Annotated in this window: 14 protein-coding genes; 11 read left to right on the top strand and 3 right to left on the bottom strand. The window is 35.2% G+C overall.

The genetic code is table 11. The annotated features are described in order from the left end of the window. The first annotated feature begins 166 nt into the window (after positions 1 to 166). Positions 167 to 772 (top strand): hypothetical protein, encoded by a 606-nt coding sequence (locus EYY60_RS17315; RefSeq protein WP_235832353.1) that lies wholly within the window; start codon positions 167 to 169, stop codon positions 770 to 772. Here EYY60_RS17315 and EYY60_RS17310 read toward each other — a convergent pair. Further along, positions 767 to 1,471: a porin family protein gene (locus EYY60_RS17310; RefSeq protein WP_132990562.1), complete on the bottom strand. Its 705-nt coding sequence runs from the start codon at positions 1,469 to 1,471 to the stop codon at positions 767 to 769. The two genes, EYY60_RS17315 and EYY60_RS17310, sit on opposite strands and share 6 nt — an antisense overlap. 223 nt (positions 1,472 to 1,694) lie before the next feature. Between EYY60_RS17310 and EYY60_RS17305 the strand changes: the two genes are divergently transcribed. From EYY60_RS17305 to EYY60_RS17290, 4 genes are all read left to right on the top strand, one after another. After that, entirely contained in the window at positions 1,695 to 2,048 is a 354-nt protein-coding gene (locus EYY60_RS17305) for a hypothetical protein (RefSeq protein WP_132990561.1), read from the top strand. A 161-nt stretch (positions 2,049 to 2,209) separates the two neighbouring features. Beyond that, positions 2,210 to 4,417 (top strand): TonB-dependent receptor, encoded by a 2,208-nt coding sequence (locus tag EYY60_RS17300; RefSeq protein ID WP_132990560.1) that lies wholly within the window; start codon positions 2,210 to 2,212, stop codon positions 4,415 to 4,417. A gap of 244 nt (positions 4,418 to 4,661) precedes the next feature. After that, positions 4,662 to 6,770, top strand: coding sequence for a prolyl oligopeptidase family serine peptidase (locus EYY60_RS17295; protein ID WP_132990559.1), 2,109 nt, complete (start codon positions 4,662 to 4,664; stop codon positions 6,768 to 6,770). A gap of 247 nt (positions 6,771 to 7,017) precedes the next feature. Continuing rightward, positions 7,018 to 8,013 (top strand): Gfo/Idh/MocA family protein, encoded by a 996-nt coding sequence (locus tag EYY60_RS17290; RefSeq protein ID WP_132990558.1) that lies wholly within the window; start codon positions 7,018 to 7,020, stop codon positions 8,011 to 8,013. A 192-nt stretch (positions 8,014 to 8,205) separates the two neighbouring features. On the opposite strand, the gene EYY60_RS17285 is transcribed toward EYY60_RS17290, so the two are convergent. Further along, positions 8,206 to 9,177, bottom strand: coding sequence for an outer membrane beta-barrel protein (locus EYY60_RS17285; protein ID WP_132990557.1), 972 nt, complete (start codon positions 9,175 to 9,177; stop codon positions 8,206 to 8,208). Positions 9,178 to 9,355: 178 nt separating this feature from the next. Then, a complete protein-coding gene (gene dnaE, locus EYY60_RS17280) occupies positions 9,356 to 13,894 on the bottom strand; it encodes a DNA polymerase III subunit alpha (RefSeq protein ID WP_132990556.1) in 4,539 nt (1,512 codons plus the stop codon). 479 nt (positions 13,895 to 14,373) lie between these two features. On the opposite strand from dnaE, the gene EYY60_RS17275 reads away from it, so the two are divergent. The 6 genes from EYY60_RS17275 (at position 14,374) to EYY60_RS17250 (ending at position 21,276) form a co-directional block, all read left to right on the top strand. Continuing rightward, positions 14,374 to 15,177, top strand: a complete 804-nt coding sequence (locus EYY60_RS17275; protein ID WP_132990555.1) for an SDR family oxidoreductase — start codon at positions 14,374 to 14,376, stop codon at positions 15,175 to 15,177. A gap of 249 nt (positions 15,178 to 15,426) precedes the next feature. Next, positions 15,427 to 16,347 (top strand): helix-turn-helix domain-containing protein, encoded by a 921-nt coding sequence (locus EYY60_RS17270; RefSeq protein ID WP_132990554.1) that lies wholly within the window; start codon positions 15,427 to 15,429, stop codon positions 16,345 to 16,347. A gap of 518 nt (positions 16,348 to 16,865) precedes the next feature. Next, complete coding sequence (gene leuC, locus EYY60_RS17265) at positions 16,866 to 18,260, top strand: 3-isopropylmalate dehydratase large subunit (protein ID WP_026727051.1); 1,395 nt, start codon at positions 16,866 to 16,868, stop codon at positions 18,258 to 18,260. 170 nt (positions 18,261 to 18,430) lie between these two features. Next, positions 18,431 to 19,027 carry a 3-isopropylmalate dehydratase small subunit gene (leuD, locus tag EYY60_RS17260; RefSeq protein ID WP_026727052.1) on the top strand — a complete coding sequence of 199 codons (597 nt, stop codon included), beginning with the start codon at positions 18,431 to 18,433 and terminating at the stop codon, positions 19,025 to 19,027. Positions 19,028 to 19,149: 122 nt separating this feature from the next. Next, a complete protein-coding gene (locus EYY60_RS17255) occupies positions 19,150 to 19,722 on the top strand; it encodes an O-methyltransferase (RefSeq protein ID WP_132990553.1) in 573 nt (190 codons plus the stop codon). A 33-nt stretch (positions 19,723 to 19,755) separates the two neighbouring features. Continuing rightward, positions 19,756 to 21,276 (top strand): alpha-isopropylmalate synthase regulatory domain-containing protein, encoded by a 1,521-nt coding sequence (locus EYY60_RS17250; protein WP_132990552.1) that lies wholly within the window; start codon positions 19,756 to 19,758, stop codon positions 21,274 to 21,276. Positions 21,277 to 21,316 lie beyond the last annotated feature (40 nt).

The raw sequence follows: 21,316 nt of genomic DNA, 5'->3' as shown, positions 1-21,316 counted from the left end.
AGATTAAAAGGATTCAAATGATTTTAATCTGTAAAAATCTTTTAATCTCAAGCTAAAAATCAAATGAAATGTTAATTAACAAAATAGGATTTGTGGAAGTTCGTGTAATTCGTGGCGAAAACCATTATTTCATTATATTTGTTGAATACCCACAAATAACCGCGTTTTGAAAAAAATATTGCCTTTATTCTCTTATATCTTTCATCCGATTTTTATCGCGATGTACACCACATTATTTTATCTTTTTTGTAAAGAAGATGCGTTTTCGAATAATGAAAAATACTTTGTTTTATTTCAAATTCTGATTATTACGATTTTAGTTCCGATTTTGTTTTTTCTACTTTTAAAATCAACAGGACACGTGACTTCTATAATGGTTCACGAGACCTCGCAACGAAAAATTCCTTTGATACTTCAATGTTTTTTATATATTTTATTAGTAAAACGAAGTATTATCATTACGCGTTATCCAGAACTGCATTTCTTTTTTCTGGGCGCATTGTTCACTACAATTTTAGCTTTGGTATGCTCTTTATTTAAAATAAAGGCAAGTCTGCATGTAGCCGCTATTAGTGGTTGCTGCATTTTTGTAATTGGAATGAATATGCATTTGCAAATGCAAAATCCATATTGGCCAGCATTATTAATTTTATTGACCGGAATTGTTGCCTCATCGCGATTAGAAATGCAGGCACATACCTCGAAAGAAATTTTTATTGGATTATCAATTGGCGTCTTGCCGCAATTGCTCTTCTTGTTTTTATGGCTATAAAATGTAAAAAATAAGCCCAACATTCATGGCTTTCATATTTACTTTTTCGCCAGAAATTGTTGAAACCGAATCAAACAAAGGATTTAAACCGTAGTAGGCATAAATATTCCAGGTGTTGTAACCCGTTGCGAGATAAATTCCGTACTGAAATGTATTGACATCTGGATTATTCTTTATTTTATAAGTGTTTTCTCCATCGTCTAAAATTGATTTGCTTGAGAAAACATAGCTCAATTTTACACCACCATAAACCCTCCAAAATTTGGTGCTTTCATAAGTTGAATTTCTCCATCTGAATTCTATTGGAAGATCAACAGAATATTGTCGGTATCGGTTGGAAACAAATTCACCATAGTCATTTACGCCATAAATAGGTGCACCGTTTGTATCTTCTGAAACTGTAAAATTTTGGTAAAAGTTCTGATAAGTCAATCCAAATCCGGCTGCAATGGCGACAGTTCTGCTTTTATTAATTGGCATATCGCGTAAAAATCCGCCAGAAAGTCCAGCAGAAAATTTGTCTTGTTTCAATCTTTCTGGTGTATTTACCAAAAGATTATATGTCAATGAAAAATAAAATTGATCCTCTCGATATAAAGAATCGATTTTGATTACTGGCTTGATTTCAGGTTTCACTTCTTGCTGCGAAAAGACATTCAAAAATGAAACAAAAAACAAACAAGTAAAAAATAATCGCATATCGAATTTTGGTTTTAAAGAGGTTTTCAAGTTTAAACGTTTTTTGCCGTAAGTTTATTTTACATACAAATATAATATAATGCCAGTTGAAGATGCGATTTGAAAACAATTATTCTCTTTTTCAGAGTGAACAAAAGCATTTGTTGCACTTTTTTCAATAAATCTGCAACAGAAATCGAAAAAGGACTCATTTTTTCAATCCGCTTTTATACCTTTGCCTAGCATGAAAAGAAAACAGCTCATATTAAGTGTTTCCATGACGCTGACAATATTGTTCACAATATTGTTTCAGTCGTTGCACAGTTTTGAGCATATTGTAAAACAACTTTCAGAAAAACAGTGTCATCACGCTTACAATGATCCAAGCGGAGAAATAACACATCAGCATCATAATTACGATTTGTGTTATGTTTGTAGTTTTGCTTTTGGAAGTTATACTGTTGCCGAAGTTTTTTCTTTTCAGTTTCATTCTTTTCATAGAGAAATTCCTTATTTCTTTTCGTTTTCAGAAAATATCCGCTCCTTTTCAAAAAGCGTTTATTTACTTCGGGGACCTCCAGTTGCTTTAGTTTCTTAGATTTCGATTATTCGAAAACAAATTTCATTTCTTTCAATTTAAAATTCAGATTTCATTGAGTTTTCTAATCCTATTTTAAACAATCAGGATCAGAATGCTTTATTGTTTGTTTTGTTTTCTTATTCGAAAGAAAAATCAATTAACTATAGCATCATTTCCAAATGAAAAAAATACTATTAGCCCTAATTTTAGGGTTCTCGAGCATGCTTTCTGCTCAAAATTCGGTTTCAGGAATTGTTACCGACAATCAAAATCAGCCAATGCCAGGCGTTTCAGTATATGCTCCCGAATTACATAAAGGAACAACAACAGACACAAACGGAAAATACGAATTAAACAATCTTCCAAACGGAAGTTTACGCCTTGCTTTCAATTTTGTGGGTTATGCCAATCAAAATCAAACCATTGCAAAACTCGCAAAAGAAAACACTTTAAACATTACGCTTTTACAATCAATCATGGAAATGGACGAAGTAGTCGTTTCTACTCCATTCAACAAACTACAATCGCAAAACGTAATGAAAATTGAGCACGAAAGCATCAAAACATTACAACAAAAAGGAACATCTACTTTGATTGAAGGTTTGGCGACGATTCCTGGAGTTGCTCAAATTTCAACTGGAACTTCTATCGGAAAACCGGTAATTCGTGGACTTAGCGGCAATCGTGTTTTGGTTTATTCACAAGGCGTTCGTATCGAAAACCAACAATTTGGAGACGAACATGGTTTAGGTTTAAATGATGCCGGAATTGAAAGTGTGGAAGTGATTAAAGGACCAGCTTCTTTATTGTATGGTTCAGATGCTTTAGGCGGTGTTTTATATTTCAATCCAGAAAAATTTGCTGATGCTGGTGATTTTAAAGCCAATTTCAGCCAGAAATATTTCACCAATACACAGGGAAGCAATTCTTCTATCGGATTAAAAACTTCAACAGATAACTGGAAATTTTTAGCACGCGGAAGTTACAACACACATTCTGATTATAAAATTTCAGGAGGCGATCGCGTGACCAATTCGCGTTACAACGAAACCGATTTTAAAACTGGAATTGGCTACAGCAATTCAACTTTTTCAAGCGTTTTAAGGTACAATTACAACAAACTTGATATTGGAATTCCGGAAGAAGGAATTGCGGAACAATCGTCAAGCAAAGACACTGAATTTCCGAGACAAGGTATTTTTAATCATTTATTGAGCTTGAACAATACCGTATTTTTTGAAAACTCAAAACTGGATGTTGATTTAGGCTATATTGCCAATGATAGAAGCGAATTTGAAGACAGCAACGAAGCTTCTCTTCACATGAAATTAAACACTTTCAATTATAATGCAAAATATCATTTCCCAAAATTCGGAAAAATTGAAACTATTTTAGGCGTTCAGGGAATGCATCAAACGAATACAAATTCGGGAGAAGAATATTTGATTCCGGACGCAACAACTAACGATTTTGGCGTTTTTGGAACGGCGAATTACGAATGGGATAACAGCGTTTTACAAGCTGGATTGCGTTTTGACAACCGAAATATCAATTCTATTGCGCACGGAACTGAAGGCGAAGAAGGCTATTTTCAAGCTTTGGATAGATCATTTGACAGTTTTAATGCTTCTTTGGGATATAAAACAAAATTGGCTGAACCACTTACTCTTCGTCTAAATGTTGCTTCAGGATTTAGAGCGCCAAATTTAGCTGAATTGACTTCTAATGGTGTTCACGAAGGAACAAATCGTTACGAAATTGGAAACGCAAATTTAAAAACAGAACAAAACGTTCAGACTGATGTTAATTTAGAATACAAAAATTCGCATTTTGAATTTTTCATCAACGGATTTTACAATCACGTCAACAATTATATCTACACTTCACCAACAGGAGAGACTTTAGACAACAATGACGTTTTTGCTTATGTTCAAGACAATGCAAAATTATTTGGAGGCGAAGCAGGTTTGCATATTCATCCGCATCCTTTAGATTGGTTGCACTTTGAAACTAGTTTTGAAACCGTAACAGGCAAAAAAGACAATGATGATTATTTGCCTTTGATTCCGGCAAACAATTGGAACAACACGCTTAGAACAGAATTCAATATCAAAAATTGGTTAAGTGAAGGTTTTGCTTCTTTGAATGTTTCTTCTACTTTCAGTCAAGATAATGTAAGCGGATTTGAAACAGCTTCTAAAGGTTATACTTTGGTAAATTTAGGTTTTGGAGGAACTGTAAAACTAGGAAAAACAGCTTTTGATGTAAACCTAAACGGAAACAATTTATTCGATAAAAAATACATTGCGCACCTTTCAAGATTAAAAACGGATGGTATTCCAAATATTGGAAGAAACATCGTTTTAGGGGTTAATTTCAATTTATAATTTTTATTTAACCGCAAAGCGCGCAAAGAATTACGCAATGTTCGCAAAGTTTTTATTTTAGCTTAGCGTTTAAAAAATCTCGCAAAGTCGCAGAGACGCAAAGTTTTAAAATTCTTTGCGACTTGGCGCGTTTGCGAGATTAATTATTGCGTGCTTTGCGTAAAAACTCCTTGCGTGCTTTGCGGTTAATTTTTTACTACTCTCACAAAAAATGCTATTTTTGTTAAAACCGACAAACTTAAATATGAAAAAAACATTTCTACTAATGGCAATTACAACTGCAGGAATTTCATTTGGTCAAAATAAAATTCAATATCCGCAAACAAAAAAAGGTGAAACTGTCGATGTTTATTTTGACACAAAAGTAAGCGATCCGTATCGTTGGCTGGAAGATGACAAATCTGCCGAAACTGGAACTTGGGTTAAAGCTCAAAATGATGTTACTTATGGTTATTTAGATAAAATTCCGTTTAGAAATGAGTTAAAAGCTCGTATGGAAAAGCTTTGGAATTATGAAAAAATAGGCGCTCCATCTAAAGAAGGGAAGTTTACTTATTATTCCAAAAACAATGGACTTCAAAACCAATCAGTAGTTTACAGAAAAGATCAAAATGGCAAAGAAGAAGTTTTCTTAGATCCAAATACATTCTCTAAAGACGGAACAACTTCGCTTGGTGGATTGGATTTTTCTGAAGATGGCACAAAAGCAGCTTATGCAATTTCTGAAGGCGGAAGCGACTGGAGAAAAGTAATTATCATTGATGCTGTTTCTAAAAAAGTTTTAGAAGATACTTTGGTTGATGTAAAATTCAGTGGGATTTCTTGGCACAAAAACGAAGGTTTCTATTACTCAAGTTATGACAAACCAAAAGGAAGCGAACTTTCTGCAAAAACAGATCAGCATAAATTGTATTTCCATAAATTAGGAACTGCTCAAAAAGAAGACAAAGTAATTTTTGGCGCCGATCAAAAAAGGAGATATGTTGGCGGCTATGTAACTGAAGACAATCATTATTTAGTGATTTCGGCAGCCAATTCGACTTACGGAAATGAATTGTACATCAAAGATTTGACTAAACCAAACAGTCCGATTGTGACTATTGTTGACAATTTCAACAGCGACAACAGCATTATTGAAAATGAAGGAAGCAAATTGTTCATCGAAACCGATTTTAATGCTCCTAACAAACGTGTTGTAACAGTTGATGCGTCAAACCCGAAACCAGAAAACTGGAAAGATTTCATCAAAGAAACTCAGAATATTTTATCGCCTTCAACAGGAGCAGGATACTTCTTTGCTAATTACACAAAAGATGCAGTTTCTTTTGTACAGCAATATGATTACAGCGGAAAATTAGTTCGTGAAATCAAACTTCCTGCAATTGGAACCGCTGCTGGATTTGGCGGAAAAAAGAACGAAAAACTCTTGTATTACAGTTTTACTAATTATACAACGCCAATCAGTATTTACTCATTTGAGCCAAAATCTGGAAAATCTGAAATTTATCAGAAGCCAAAAGTAGATTTCAAAAGCGAAGATTATGAGTCAAAACAAGTTTTTTATACTTCAAAAGACGGTACAAAAGTTCCAATGATTATTACCTATAAAAAAGGAACAAAATTAGACGGCAAAAATCCAACTATCCTTTACGGTTACGGCGGATTCAATATCAGCTTAACGCCAAGTTTCAGTATTGGAAATGCAGTTTGGATGGAAAACGGTGGCGTTTATGCTGTTGCTAATTTAAGAGGTGGAGGTGAATACGGAAAAAAATGGCATGATGCAGGAACAAAACAGCAAAAACAAAATGTATTTGATGATTTTATCGCTGCTGCAGAATATCTAATTGCTCAAAAATATACCTCATCTGATTATTTAGCTATTCGTGGAGGATCAAACGGAGGTCTATTAGTTGGTGCAACTATGACACAGCGTCCTGATTTGATGAAAGTAGCTTTGCCAGCAGTTGGAGTTATGGATATGCTTCGTTACAACGCTTTTACTGCAGGTGCAGGATGGGCTTTTGACTATGGAACTGCTCAAGACAGCAAAGAAATGTTCGAGTATTTAAAAGGATATTCTCCTGTTCACAATGTTAAACAAGGAACGCATTATCCTGCAACAATTGTAACAACAGGAGATCATGATGATCGTGTAGTTCCGGCACATAGCTTCAAATTTGCTTCTGAATTACAGGAAAAACAAGCTGGAGAAAATCCGGTTTTAATTCGAATTGATGTTAAAGCGGGGCACGGAGCAGGAAAATCTGTTGCTGCTACAATTCAAGAAAATGTAGATATTCAAGCTTTTACACTTTACAATATGGGTTTCAAAGCCTTGCCTTCGAAATAAGACTTTAAACTAATTTTTATTAGCCACGAATTACACTAATTTCCACGAATTTAAATTGTGAGAAATGTGTAATTCGTGGTTATTTTTTTGCCACAGATTAAAAGGATTAAAATGATTTTAATATCTATGCGTTTACTTTAATAATCTGTGAAAATTCTTTTAATCTGTGGCAAAAAAAAGAATTCGTGGTAATTCGTGCAATTCGTGGCAAACCTTTTTTAAATTTGAGAAACTAAAAACTTAGACCATGAAAATTATAAAATGGGGAATTATCGGCTGCGGGAATGTGACCGAAGTAAAAAGCGGACCGGCTTTTCAAAAAGCTCCAAATTCAGCTTTAGTTGCCGTTATGCGAAGAGACGCAGCTCTTGCCGAAGATTACGCCAAACGTCACAATGTCCCAAAATGGTATTCGAATGCTGAAGATTTAATAAATGATCCAGAAGTTGATGCCGTTTATATTGCTACTCCTCCATCCTCCCATAAAGAATATACTGTTTTATGTGCCAAAGCTGGAAAGCCAGTTTATGTCGAAAAACCAATGGCCCTGACTTTTGAAGAATGCAACGAAATGATTAGTGCTTGCAAAGAACACAATGTTCCGTTGTTTGTTGCTTATTATAGAAGAGGTCTGCCTCGTTTTTTAAAAATAAAAGAAATAATAGATGAAGGAAAATTAGGAAATATTAGACATGTGAACTGTGTTTTATATCATCCTTTTGAAGCACGTTATGATGACGAAATCAATCTTCCTTGGACGGTTTTACCGCATATCTCTGGAGGCGGAATTTTTGTTGATTTAGCCTGTCACACTTTAGATTTCCTAGATTTTGTTTTAGGTCCGATAAAATCAGTTCGCGGGCATGCGACTTCTCAATTATTAGCTTATCCTGCCGAAGATTCAGTTTCAATGTCATTCTTATTTGAAAACGGAATTCACGGATCTGGAATTTGGAATTTTGCCAGTTTCGAGCGTTACGACAATACCGAAATTGTTGGTGATAAGGGAAAAATTTCGTTCTCTACTTTTGGGAATGATCCAATTCACATTCAATATACAAATGGTGAAAAAGAAAGCATTTTAATTGAAAATCCGTTGCATATTCAACAACCTTTTATTGAAACAGTTATTGCCGAGCTCTTAGGAGAAGAAAATGCTTCTCCTTCAAAAGGAATTTCTGGTGCAAGAACGACTTGGGTTATTGATCAAGTTTTGAAAGAGTTTAGAGAAGCTTCAAAATAAACGCCACTGTTTGTCATTTCGACTGAAAGGAGAAATCACACTAGAAATTCTGCAACATATATTATTAATCTTTGTCGATTCCGCGTGTGATTTCTCGTTCCTCGAAATGACAAAAAAAAAACGCATAAAAAAAGGATATTCTTTCGAATATCCTCTTTTTTTTAAACTATAAACTATAAAAACTCTGGAAAATTATAGGCTATATTTAACTCCTAAAGTCAAACCTAAACCTGAAATTCCAACGTATGAACTTAAATCATCTGTAGCTTTTGTGCTATCAAAACCAGCAGCATTTGTAACCATACTGTTAGAATTAGCATCAATTGAACTATGGTAATTAGTATGATTAGCAGAATATGAAGCTGCTCTAAATGAAGTTGAAGTATTTAATTTATCTACTCCATTTTCAGTATATTCTGTAGTTTCTTTAGTTTTTCCGTGTACTGTGAAGTTACGGTATTCTAATTCAGCAAAAGCAGAAATATGTTTTCCTAATTTATAAGAAGTACCAATAGACGCCATAAAACCAACTGTTGCATTTGGTTTTACTACATCTTTTGAATAAGCTTTAGTAGCTGCAACTTGAGCTTGATTAGCTCCAGCAAAACTTACATAATCTCTTGTAGTTTCAATATCTAATGTACCATGCACTGGAACAATAACTCCAACTTTAGTATATGGTTCAAAACCGTGAGCTTCTCCTAAAAACATTACAATAGCTGGTGCCAAATCAAAAGCTTTGATTTGTCCTTCTGCAGTAAAACTTACGTAAGTAGCAACTGTTGTATTTGGGTTATATGAAATAAGTCTGTCAGTTGTTTGAGCCATTGTTTTGCTATTACTGATATAGTAATTAGCTGACAATTCAACTCCTAAACGTGTTGAAAAACGGTAACCTCCAGTAATTCCGCTTCTGAAACCTTGTCCGAAAGAACCTGTTACACTTTCTCTTGAAACTAATTTATTATTTGTTAAAGTCCCTGAATAAACATCTCTGTTTGGTGCTTGGCCTCCAACTTCTGGAAACTCAGTTGAAGCTGTCTGGTTAAAATAAGATCCTCCTAATTTAAAATACCAGCTTTCTGGCTTGTCTGCTTTTTCTGTCTGCGCCATTGTAGCCATAGAGCAAACTAATAATCCTAATAAAAATAGGTTCTTTTTCATAATTCTGATTTAATTAATTTATACAAACTTAGAGTATTTTAACATATTCTTTTAGCCTGTATGGTTAGACTTGGAACGAAATCGTTGTAATTTCGGGCAATATTACTAAAAAAGTATTATGCATGCATATTTTTAACATTAAAATTCTACATTCCGTTAAATTTTAACTGTTAATTTTTTAGTTCAGTTTAAAATTAATCTGCATTTTTTCTAATTCTTGTAGTAATTCAGCTGAAATTTTCACCTTTAAACGTCGGCTTGGCATGGTTAATTTGGTAACAACTTTCACCTCTTCAACCTCTTTCATTTCCTTCATTTTGGCTTCTCCCGAAACTGCTTCGTTATCATCATTTTCATCTTCAAAAACAGCATCTTCACTGTCTTCAAACTCACTTGTAGTTTCGACTTCGACTAAACGTTTGACATTTTCAATTTCCATAATATCAAAACTCACCGTATTATCACCCTTGTTTTCGCTAAACAAATGACTCAATTTATGAATGAATTCTTCATGGAGATCCTTGATGTCTAACAACAAGATTAGTTTTTTGGCAAATGCTTCGAGAATATCCTGCAACTGTCGAACCTCAACAAATTGCATTCGTGGTTCTGTTTTCTTCCCTGTATCGTGGTTTACCCAGCCATCTTTTATCAAAATTTTTATGTAGGCGAAATTATTCTGAATCAAGAAATGGCGGAATTTCAAATATTCTTCTCCAAAAATCTTAAACTCATAACTTTCATCATAACCTTCTAGATTGAATGCCGCCCAACCTTTTCCGTTTTTAGCAACACGATGCTGTACGTTATTGATAATTCCGGCAAACATTAAATTCTTGCCGACATATTCATTCATGCTTTTCAGTGCTTCCAAACGAGAATTGCAGAAGTATTTCATCTCAAATCTAAAATCGTCAAGCGGATGCCCCGAAATATAGATTCCAACAACTTCTTTTTCTTTGGCCAGTTTTTCCATTGTACTCCAGTCTTCGCACGGAGGCACGACTGGTTCAGCGATTTGCACTTCGCTAGTTTCTCCAAATAAACTTACCTGAGACGAGTTTTCATTTTCCTGAAATTTCGATCCGTAACGCATTGCCTTTTCATAAAAAGTAATTCCGTCACCATCATCGTGGAAATATTGCGCTCTGGTTGTTCCTTCAAAAGAATCAAAACCTCCGGCAAGTGCTAAATTCTCAATCGCTTTTTTGTTGGCTGCGCGAAGATCAATACGCTTCGCCAAATCAAAAATCGATTTATATCTTCCGTCTTTTCTGTTTTCTACAATCGTTTCAACGGCTCCAGAACCAACACCTTTAATCGCTCCCATTCCGAAACGAACCGCATAATCATCGTTTACCGTAAATTTATAGTACGACTCGTTTACATCTGGACCCAAAACTTGTAATCCCATACGTTTACATTCTTCCATGAAGAACGAAACTTGTTTGATATCGTTCATGTTATTCGAAAGTACCGCAGCCATATATTCTGCCGGATAATGCGCTTTCAAATAAGCCGTTTGGTACGCAATCCAAGCATAACAAGTCGAGTGCGATTTGTTGAAGGCGTAACTCGCAAAGGCTTCCCAGTCTTTCCAGATTTTCTCTAGAACTTTTGCATCATGACCTTTTGCAGCCGCTTGTTCAACAAACTTCGGCTTCATTTTATCTAGTACGTCTTTTTGTTTTTTACCCATCGCTTTACGCAAGACGTCGGCCTCACCCTTTGTAAATCCTGCCAAAGACTGAGACAAAAGCATTACCTGCTCTTGGTAAACTGTAATTCCGTAGGTTTCAGAAAGATATTCAGCACATGCATCTAAATCGTATTTGATTTCTTCGTCACCATTTTTTCTTCGAACGAAAGACGGAATATACTCCAAAGGTCCCGGACGATACAATGCGTTCATGGCAATTAAATCTCCAAAAACTGTTGGCTTAAGATCTTTCATGTATTTCTGCATCCCAGGTGACTCATATTGGAAGATTCCAACGGTTTCACCTCTTTGGAAAAGCGCGTACGTTTCTTCATCATCAATAGGGAAAGTATCTGGATCGAGTTCGATTCCTGTTCTGTATTTTACCAGTTTTACAGTATCTTTTATCAGCGTAAGGGTCTTCAGACCCAAGAAGTCCATTTTCAGCAATCCGGCACTTTCTGCAACCGAGTTGTCAAATTGTGTTACATATAAATCGGAATCTTTTGCAGTTGTTACAGGAACATAATTCGTAATATCCGATGGCGTAATAATTACCCCGCAGGCGTGAATTCCCGTGTTACGCATCGATCCTTCCAAGATTTTTGCCTGCTGAATCGTTTCTCCTGCCAAATCATCTTCATTGGCAATCGCGATTAATTCTTTTACATTATCAAATTCGTCCGAACGAAGGGCTTTTTTAACTTCTTCTTCACTTTCAGAAATAAAACGCGCCAGATTCCATTTTGACGGCATCATTCCGGGAATCAATTTCGCAATTCTATCGGCTTCAAATAATGGTAAATCCAATACACGAGCCGTATCACGAATCGCCGATTTGGTCGCCATTTTACCATACGTGATAATCTGAGCTACCTGTTTTTGACCATATTTGTTGATTACGTATTCCATTACACGTCCACGACCCTCGTCATCAAAGTCGATATCAATATCGGGCATCGATACACGGTCAGGATTTAGGAAACGCTCAAAAAGTAAGTCGTATTTAATTGGATCAATATTGGTAATTCCGAGACAGTATGCAACGGCAGAACCCGCTGCAGATCCACGTCCTGGACCTACCGAAACATCCATTTTTCTTGCTTCGGCGATGAAATCCTGTACAATCAAAAAGTAACCCGGATAACCTGAATTCGAAATCGTCATTAACTCAAAATCCAAACGCTCTTGAATCGATTCCGTAATTTCTCCATATCTTCTTTTGGCACCTTCCATAGTAAGGTGTCTCAAGTATTTATTTTCTCCACGTACACCACCGTCTTCTTCATCTTCGGGAACCATAAATTCGTCGGGGATTTCAAATTTCGGAAGTAATACATCTCGATACAATGAATATCCTTCAACCTTATCAATAATTTCCTGAATATTGATAATCGCCTCTGGCAAATCAGCGAAGAGTTTTTTCATCTCGTCTTGCGACTTGAAGTAGTATTCCTGATTTGGAAGTCCGTAGCGGTAACCACGTCCACGTCCGATAGGCGTTGCCTGCTTTTCACCGTCTTTTACACAAAGCAAAATATCGTGCGCATTGGCATCTTCTTTATTTAAATAATAAGTATTGTTTGTCGCAATTAATTTAACATTATGCTTTTGCGAAAACTCAATCAGGGTTTTGTTGACACGATTTTCATCTTCCTGATTGTGGCGCATCACTTCCAGATAGAAATCTTCGCCAAATTGTTCTTTCCACCAAATTAAAGCTTCTTCCGCTTGGTTTTCTCCAATATTTAAGATTTTACTCGGAATTTCTCCGTATAAATTCCCAGACAAAACCATGATATCGCCTTTGTATTGCTCGACAATCTTGCGGTCAATCCTTGGAACATAATAGAAACCATCTGTATAAGCGATCGAAGCCATTTTAGCCAAATTATGATAACCGGCTTTATTTTTAGCCATCAAAACAACCTGATAACCGTTGTCTTTTTTGCTTTTATCTAAGTGATTTTCACAAATATTAAATTCACAACCTACAATTGGCTTTACTTCAGTTTCTGTTGGTTCTTCTCCTGCTTCAACTAAAGCTTTATTTTTTCCAGATGCGGCTTTGTTGTGATTCATAACGGCGCTCACAAAATGGAAAGCTCCCATCATGTTTCCTGTATCTGTCATGGCCACGGCTGGCATTCCGTTTTTAGCGGCAGCGACTACAATATTTCCAATTCCAATAGTCGATTGAAGAACCGAAAACTGTGTATGATTATGTAAATGCGCAAATTTTGCTGCTTTAAAATCGGCTTTATCTTCTTCTGATACAACCGTTTCTTTACCTTCTCCAGCTAAAGCTTTAAGCTGTTCTCTGATTTTATCAGAAGCTGCTTTTAAATTAATGTGTTTTAAACCAATTAACTTAAATGGCTCTGGATTTTGTTCTTGGAAATCTTTGAAATATTCCTTCGGAACGTCTAATTCTTCTTTGGTAAAAACTTCTCTTCTAACCAATTCTAAGAAACAACGCGTAGTTGCCTCAACGTCGGCAGTTGCGTTGTGCGCTTCCGCGAATGGCTGATCGAAAAGATAGCTGTGTAATTCGGTCAAAGTTGGCAATTTGAATTTTCCTCCACGACCTCCAGGAAGCTGTAATAACGAAGCTGTAACTTCGGTACAAGTATCCAAAACTGGCATTGAACTCATTTGAGACTCCACTCCCATTCTATGGAATTCGGCTCCCATAATATTAACGTCGAAACCTAAATTCTGCCCAACAATATATTTGGTTTTGCTTAAAGCAATATTGAATTTCTCTAAAACTTCGGCCAAAGTGATTCCATCGGCTTCAGCCAATTCAGTAGAGATTCCGTGAATACGTTCAGCATCATAGGGAATGTTGAATCCTTCTGGTTTTACCAAATAATCCTGATGCTCGATAAGCTGTCCCATTTCGTCATGAAGCTGCCAAGCAATTTGTATACAGCGAGGCCAGTTGTCAGAATCGGTAATCGGGGCATCCCAGCGTTTTGGTAACCCGGTTGTTTCGGTATCGAATATTAAATACATAGAGTTGTAAAAAGTCAAATTTTAAAATCCAAAATTTCATATCTTTCACATTGTAAAATATTGACAACATGAAACATAGCCAAATGCGTAATGAAAAATCGGAGGAATTCAAATTTACACTTTTTTTAGAGAAATAAAGAAGCTAAAGTTGTTAACAAAAACGTTAATTAAAACTCCATGAATTCGATTCGTAAAAAAATTAAACACATAGAAACATAGATTCAAGTTTTCTAAAAAGATAATTAAAAAAATCTAGATTTTTACACATAGCTATGTGTTTTTAAAATAAGTGAAACGCCTTTGTAGACAAAGAAAAACTATGTTTCTATGTGTTTAAAACAATTAAACTCAAAACTTTTTAATCCAAAAACTCTAATTATTCATTTTGGATACTCATTGCACCAAAATGAACACTTTTAAACTGCAGTGTATTCTGAACTTTGCTTCATCAAATTATAACAATTAAAAAAATAATAATCATGAAAACAATTTTTATCACAGGCGCATCATCAGGTTTAGGAAAAGCAACAGCAAAATTATTCCACGAGCAAGGATGGAATGTAATCGCAACAATGAGAAATCCTGAAAAAGAAACCGAGCTTTCTCAATTAAAAAACATAACCCTTTTACCCTTAGACGTTACCAATTATGATCAAATCCAAGCTACCGTTCAAAAAGCGCTTGAAATTAGTGACATTGATATCGTTTTTAACAATGCTGGTTATGGATTAATTGGCCCTTTAGAAAGCCTTTCCGATTCGCAAATCACCAAACAATTAGACACTAATTTACTGGGAGTAATTCGCGTTACGAATGCATTTATTCCATATTTCAGAGAAAGAAAAAATGGCTCATTTATTTCAACAACATCTATTGGCGGATTGATTGCTTTTCCTTTAGGATCAATTTATCATGCAACAAAATGGGGATTAGAAGGTTGGAGCGAAAGTATGGCTTACGAATTAAATCCGTTTGGAATAAACATTAAAACTGTTTCTCCGGGAGCAATTAAAACAGAATTTTTGCATGGCTCACTTGACACAAGCACTTTGCCTGAATACGAAACAATGACCAATAAAATGTTTGGAAACGTTGACGTTATGTTTGAAATGGCATCAACTCCGGAGCAAATTGCCGATGTGGTATATGAAGCTGCTACAGATGGAAAAAACCAATTAAGATATGTTGCAGGTGAAGATGCAAAAGCGCTTTACAAACAAAGATTGGAAGTTGGAGACGAAGTTTTTCGTTCTGAATTTGGCAAACAATTTTTTGGGGAATAATAATTCCTTATAAAGCTACCCAAAAAGCATTAAACATTGTTTTTTTGTTTTTATTAAGCCCCACTGGGGCTTAATATTTATAGAAATTCAATAATCCGGACACAAAAAAGCTCCAGCGGAGCGACATATTTATCGCAATGAATATGTCGCTCTGCTGGAGCTTTGCTCTCAATAATAAACATGATTTCTATAAATATTTCGCTTCTCCGAAGCTGATTTTAGTCTCTCAAATTTTCATACATTTATATCATGGAAAAGAAAAACAATAATCCAGCAAAAATCTCTTCTATATCGCAGTTTCATGACTTGCTTCGACTGCCAAAACCACTTCATCCGATGGTGAGTTTGGTAGACAATACGCAGTTGGTCATCAACGAAGATTTAGCGAATCATGCCTTTTTGCTTGATTTTTATAAGATCTCTTATAAGTTTTCTACCAAAGGAAAAATGGGCTACGGTCAAGGTTATTATGATTTCAACGAAGGCGGACTTATGTTTGCTTCCCCAACTCAGTTAATTTTTACTGAAAATGAGGAAGGCGTTGAATACGGTGGCTATACACTTTTATTTCATCCCGATTTTATTCGAAATTATCCTTTGGGAAAAAGCATCAAAAAATATGGCTTCTTTTCTTATGATACCAATGAGGCGTTGCATCTTTCTGATAGTGAAAAAACAATTATTATTGGATTATTGCAAAGTATCGACAATGAACTCAAAACCGCAATTGACGAAATGAGTCAGGATGTAATTGTTTCTTATATCGATGTTTTGCTGAATTACAGCAATCGGTTTTACAAGCGCCAATTCATTACCAGAAGAACCATCAGTCACGATTTATTATTAAAAGTCGAAGAAACTCTGGATAACTATATTAGCAATGCAGAAACCTTAAAAAGAGGATTGCCAACAGTAGAATTTCTGGCTTCGCAGATTAATGTTTCAAGTCATTATCTCAGCGACATGCTTCGCAATTTAACGGGGTTAAATGCACAACAGCATATTCATTCGAAATTGATCGAAAAATCAAAAGATTTTTTGATTACTACCAATCTTTCAGTGGCAGAAATTGCTTATCAGTTAGGTTTTGAATATCCGCAATCGTTTAGTAAATTATTCAAAAAGAAAACCAGTCTTACTCCATTAGAATTTAAAAATTCATTGAACTAATTTTTAAAAATATTGTCCTTAAGAAATCCTTTTTTGCTTCAAAAAATCATAAAATTTCATAAAAATACACTTCTTGGATGTCGTAGTATTTTGATGTTTTATTGAATCAAAATAATACCCAAAAAACACCTTAAAAAGCCTTAAAAAACCCAAAAAACATACTTTTTGCGAAGAAATCAAAACTAACAATTATTACTATTTTTATTCATTTTGTTAGATTTTTTCAAACAAATTCTTATATTTTATATTGATTTTGAGATAAATTTGCAAACTATTAAAACAAAAAACAATCAGGTAAAATTAAAGCCAAAAAAGAAAAGCTAAATCTGTTTCTTAATCATTTTTCTTTCAAATTTTAGTCTGCAAAAGCCATTTGGCAATTTGTAAATTGGTTTGGGTATCGTATATAATGAAATATTGAAATTGACGCTTTTTTATCTTTTTTTACTTTTGTTTTGCTATTATAATGAACAGGAAATTGCTGTGGTTATAGAAATTACAATTAAAAAAAATAAAAAATGAGTAAGACATTATTTGACAAAGTATGGGATTCACATGTTGTGCGTAAAATTGAAGATGGACCAGATGTGTTTTTTATTGACCGCCATTTCATTCATGAAGTTACGAGTCCTGTTGCTTTTTTAGGATTAAAATCAAGAGGCGTTAACGTATTATATCCGGAACGTACTTTTGCAACTGCAGACCACAATACACCAACCATAAACCAACATTTACCAGTTCAGGATCCGCTTTCTGCAAACCAGCTTAAAGCTCTTGAAGACAATGCTACTGAATACGGAATTTCGCACTGGGGATTAGGTCACCAAAAAAATGGAATTGTACACGTAGTAGGTCCTGAAAACGGAATTACTTTGCCAGGTGCTACTATTGTATGTGGAGATTCGCATACGTCTACTCACGGTGCTTTTGGAGCTATTGCTTTTGGTATCGGAACATCTGAGGTTGAAATGGTGCTTTCTACGCAATGTATCATGCAGCCTAAACCAAAGAAAATGCGTATTAACGTAAATGGTCAATTAAGCAAAGGTGTTGGTCCAAAAGACGTTGCACTTTATATTATTGCTCAATTAACTACTTCTGGAGGTACAGGATATTTTGTTGAATATGCTGGTGATGTTTTTGAAAACATGACTATGGAAGGCCGTATGACAGTTTGTAACCTAAGTATCGAAATGGGTGCTCGTGGAGGTATGATTGCTCCTGACCAAACTACTTTCGATTTCTTAGAAGGAAGACTTTACGCTCCAAAAGGAGAGGCTTGGACAAAAGCTGTTGAATATTGGAAAACGTTAAAAACGGATGCTGATGCTGTGTTTGATGCTGAATTGAACATCAAAGCTGAAGATATCGAACCAATGATTACTTATGGTACAAACCCTGGAATGGGAATTGGTATCACAAAACATATCCCGAATGCTAAAGAAGTTGAAGGCGGTGAGGAAACTTACAAAAAATCTTTGGCTTACATGGGCTTCAATGAAGACGACGTAATGATCGGAAAACAAATCGACTACGTTTTCTTAGGAAGTTGTACAAACGGACGTATTGAAGATTTTAGAGCTTTTGCTGAAATTGTAAAAGGAAGAAAAAAAGCAGATAATGTTACGGCTTGGTTAGTTCCAGGTTCTCACGTTGTTGAAGCTCAGATTAAAGAAGAAGGAATTTTAGATATCTTGACAGAAGCTGGTTTCGTATTACGCCAACCAGGTTGTTCTGCTTGTTTAGCAATGAACGATGATAAAGTTCCTGCTGGAAAATATGCTGTAAGTACTTCAAACAGAAACTTTGAAGGTCGTCAAGGTCCTGGTTCAAGAACGCTTTTAGCTTCTCCAATTATGGCGGCGGCGGCGGCAGTTACTGGAAAATTAACAGACCCGAGAGAGCTTTTTTAAAGATTTATGAATGAAGATTAACGATTTTTGATTTCAGATTTCGCTAAGCTTCATTAAAAAACCTTCTAAAATTTCAATTTACATTTTATAAAAAACATTAACGATTACAATTTTAAGACACAACAACAAATCTAAAATCAGAAATCGTTAATCTAAAATCAAAAATCAAAATGGCATACGATAAATTTAATATACTTACTAGCAGCGGAGTTCCGTTGCCAATTGAGAACGTAGATACAGATCAAATCATTCCAGCTCGTTTCTTAAAAGCTACAAAACGTGAAGGTTTTGGAGACAACCTTTTCAGAGACTGGAGATACAATGGAGACGATACTCCAAAAGCTGATTTCGTTTTAAACAACCCAACTTATAGCGGAAAAATCCTTGTTGGAGGAAAAAATTTCGGTTCAGGATCTTCTAGAGAGCACGCCGCATGGGCGGTTTACGATTACGGATTCCGCGCTGTTGTTTCTAGTTTCTTTGCTGATATCTTCAAAGGAAACTGTTTGAATATTGGTGTTTTGCCAGTGCAAATCAGCCCAGAATTTTTAGCTAATATTTTCAAAGCTATCGAAGCTGATCCAAATACAGAATTAGAAATCAATCTTCCAAACCAAACAATTACTTTATTGTCAACTGGTGAGCAAGAGTCATTTGCTATTAATGGTTACAAAAAGAACAATTTAATTAATGGTTTTGACGACATTGATTACTTACAAGATATGAAGGAAGATATTAAAGCTTTTGCTGATAAACTTCCTTACTAACAATCAACCAACTAAGAAGCAGTTACCCAAGCTCGACTTTAAAGGTTGATCTGGGGTAACTGCTTTATAATTTTAAGATTGAATTGCTATCGAATAAATAAAACCAACTAACGACTTTCTAAATGATCGACACTAACATTGAATTGCCAAAATCGTATTCAGAGATCAAGACTGACTCAGAAAAAATTTCGTTTTCAATGCCTTCTGATCTTCAAACAGGAAGTCTTCTTAGAACATTGGTTGCCACAAAAAAAGATGGCCATTTTTTAGAATTAGGAACCGGAACCGGATTGTCACTAGCTTGGATGGCTGAAGGAATGAGTGAAAACTCAACATTGATTACAATTGATAATTCATTAGAATATCAAAGCGTTGCAAAACGTCATATTCAGAATTCAAACGTTTCATTTGTTTGTGAAGATGCCGAAAATTGGATTTTAAATTATAAAGATTCAAAGTTTGATTTGATTTTTGCCGATGCGTGGCCCGGAAAATATTCGGTTTTAGAGGAAACATTAAATTTATTGAAATCAGGCGGAATTTACCTGATTGATGACATGCTTCCGCAATCAAATTGGCCTCAAAATCACGATAAAAATGTCGAAATGCTTATTCAAAAGCTTGAAAACAGAAAAGATATTCAATTGACAAAAATGTGTTGGTCAACAGGCTTAATTCTGATAACAAAAAAATAAAACAGTAAGCATTCAAAAGCTAACAATATAATAATGGAAAAAAGAAAAATTGAAATAATGGATACGACGCTTCGTGATGGTGAACAAACCTCAGGAGTATCATTTTCTGCTGCAGAAAAACTAACCATTGCGCAATTGTTGCTGGAGGAGTTACATATTGATAGAATAGAAATTGCTTCAGCGCGCGTGAGCGAAGGAGAATTTCAAGCCGTAAAAGGCATTACTTCATGGGCTGAAGAAAAAGGATATATAGGAAGAATTGAAGTTCTTACGTTTGTTGATGGAGGTGTTTCAATCGATTGGATGAAAAAAGCCGGTGCCAAAGTACAGAATTTATTGACCAAAGGCTCAATGAATCACTTAACACATCAATTAAAAAAAACTCCAGAACAGCATTTTTCTGAAATCGCTCAAATCATTGCTTTAGCCAAAGAAAACAATATTGAAACCAATGTTTATCTGGAAGATTGGAGCAACGGAATGCGAAATTCTCCAGATTACGTTTTTCAATTTTTAGATTTTTTAGCAACTCAGCCAATTAAAAGAGTTTTACTTCCTGATACTTTGGGTGTTTTAATTCCGTCTTTGGCTTTTGAATTTATTTCAAAAATTAGAGCAAAATACCCACAAATTCATTTTGATTTTCATGCTCATAACGATTACGATTTAAGTGTTGCTAATGTTATGGAAGCTATAAAAGCCGGCATAAACGGACTTCACGTTACCGTAAACGGAATGGGAGAACGAGCAGGAAATGCCCCGCTTGAAAGCACTGTTGCCGTAATAAATGATTACTTGCCAGAAGTTAGCATCAACATTAAAGAGACTTCTTTATACTCTGTAAGCAAATTGGTTGAAACATTTACAGGCTACAGAATTCCTGCAAATAAGCCAATTGTTGGGGATAATGTTTTTACGCAGACAGCTGGAATTCATGCTGATGGCGACAACAAAAACAATCTTTATTTCAATGACCTTCTCCCGGAGCGTTTTGGAAGAAAAAGAAAATACGCTCTTGGAAAAACTTCTGGAAAAGCCAATATCGAAAAAAATCTTCAGGAATTAGGTTTAAAACTTAACAACGAAGATTTGAAATTGGTTACACAAAGAATTATCGAATTGGGCGACAAAAAAGAGACCGTAACAAAAGAAGATCTTCCATACATTATTTCAGATGTTTTGGACAGCCATACTTACGAAGAGAAAATTAAAATCGAATCTTATATATTAGTCCACTCAAAAGGAATGCGTCCGTCAACCACTTTGTCCTTAAATCTTAATGGTGAAATAATTGAAGAAAACGCACAAGGAGACGGTCAGTTTGATGCTTTTATGAATGCTTTATCCAAGATTTACAAAAGCAAAAAACTAACTCTTCCAAAATTGATTGACTATGCCGTGAGAATCCCACCAGGAAGTAGTTCTGACGCGTTGTGCGAAACCATTATTACATGGGTCAACAACGGAAAAGAATTCAAAACCCGCGGATTAGATTCAGACCAAACCGTTGCTGCGATTATTGCAACGCAGAAAATGCTTAACATTATAACTTAATTATAGTGACAAAGGTTCAAAGTGACAAAGCGACAAAGAT

Source organism: Flavobacterium zhairuonense, from assembly GCF_004352915.1.
Taxonomy (GTDB): Bacteria; Bacteroidota; Bacteroidia; order Flavobacteriales; family Flavobacteriaceae; genus Flavobacterium; species Flavobacterium zhairuonense.
This window is presented reverse-complemented; position numbering and strand designations above follow the sequence as displayed.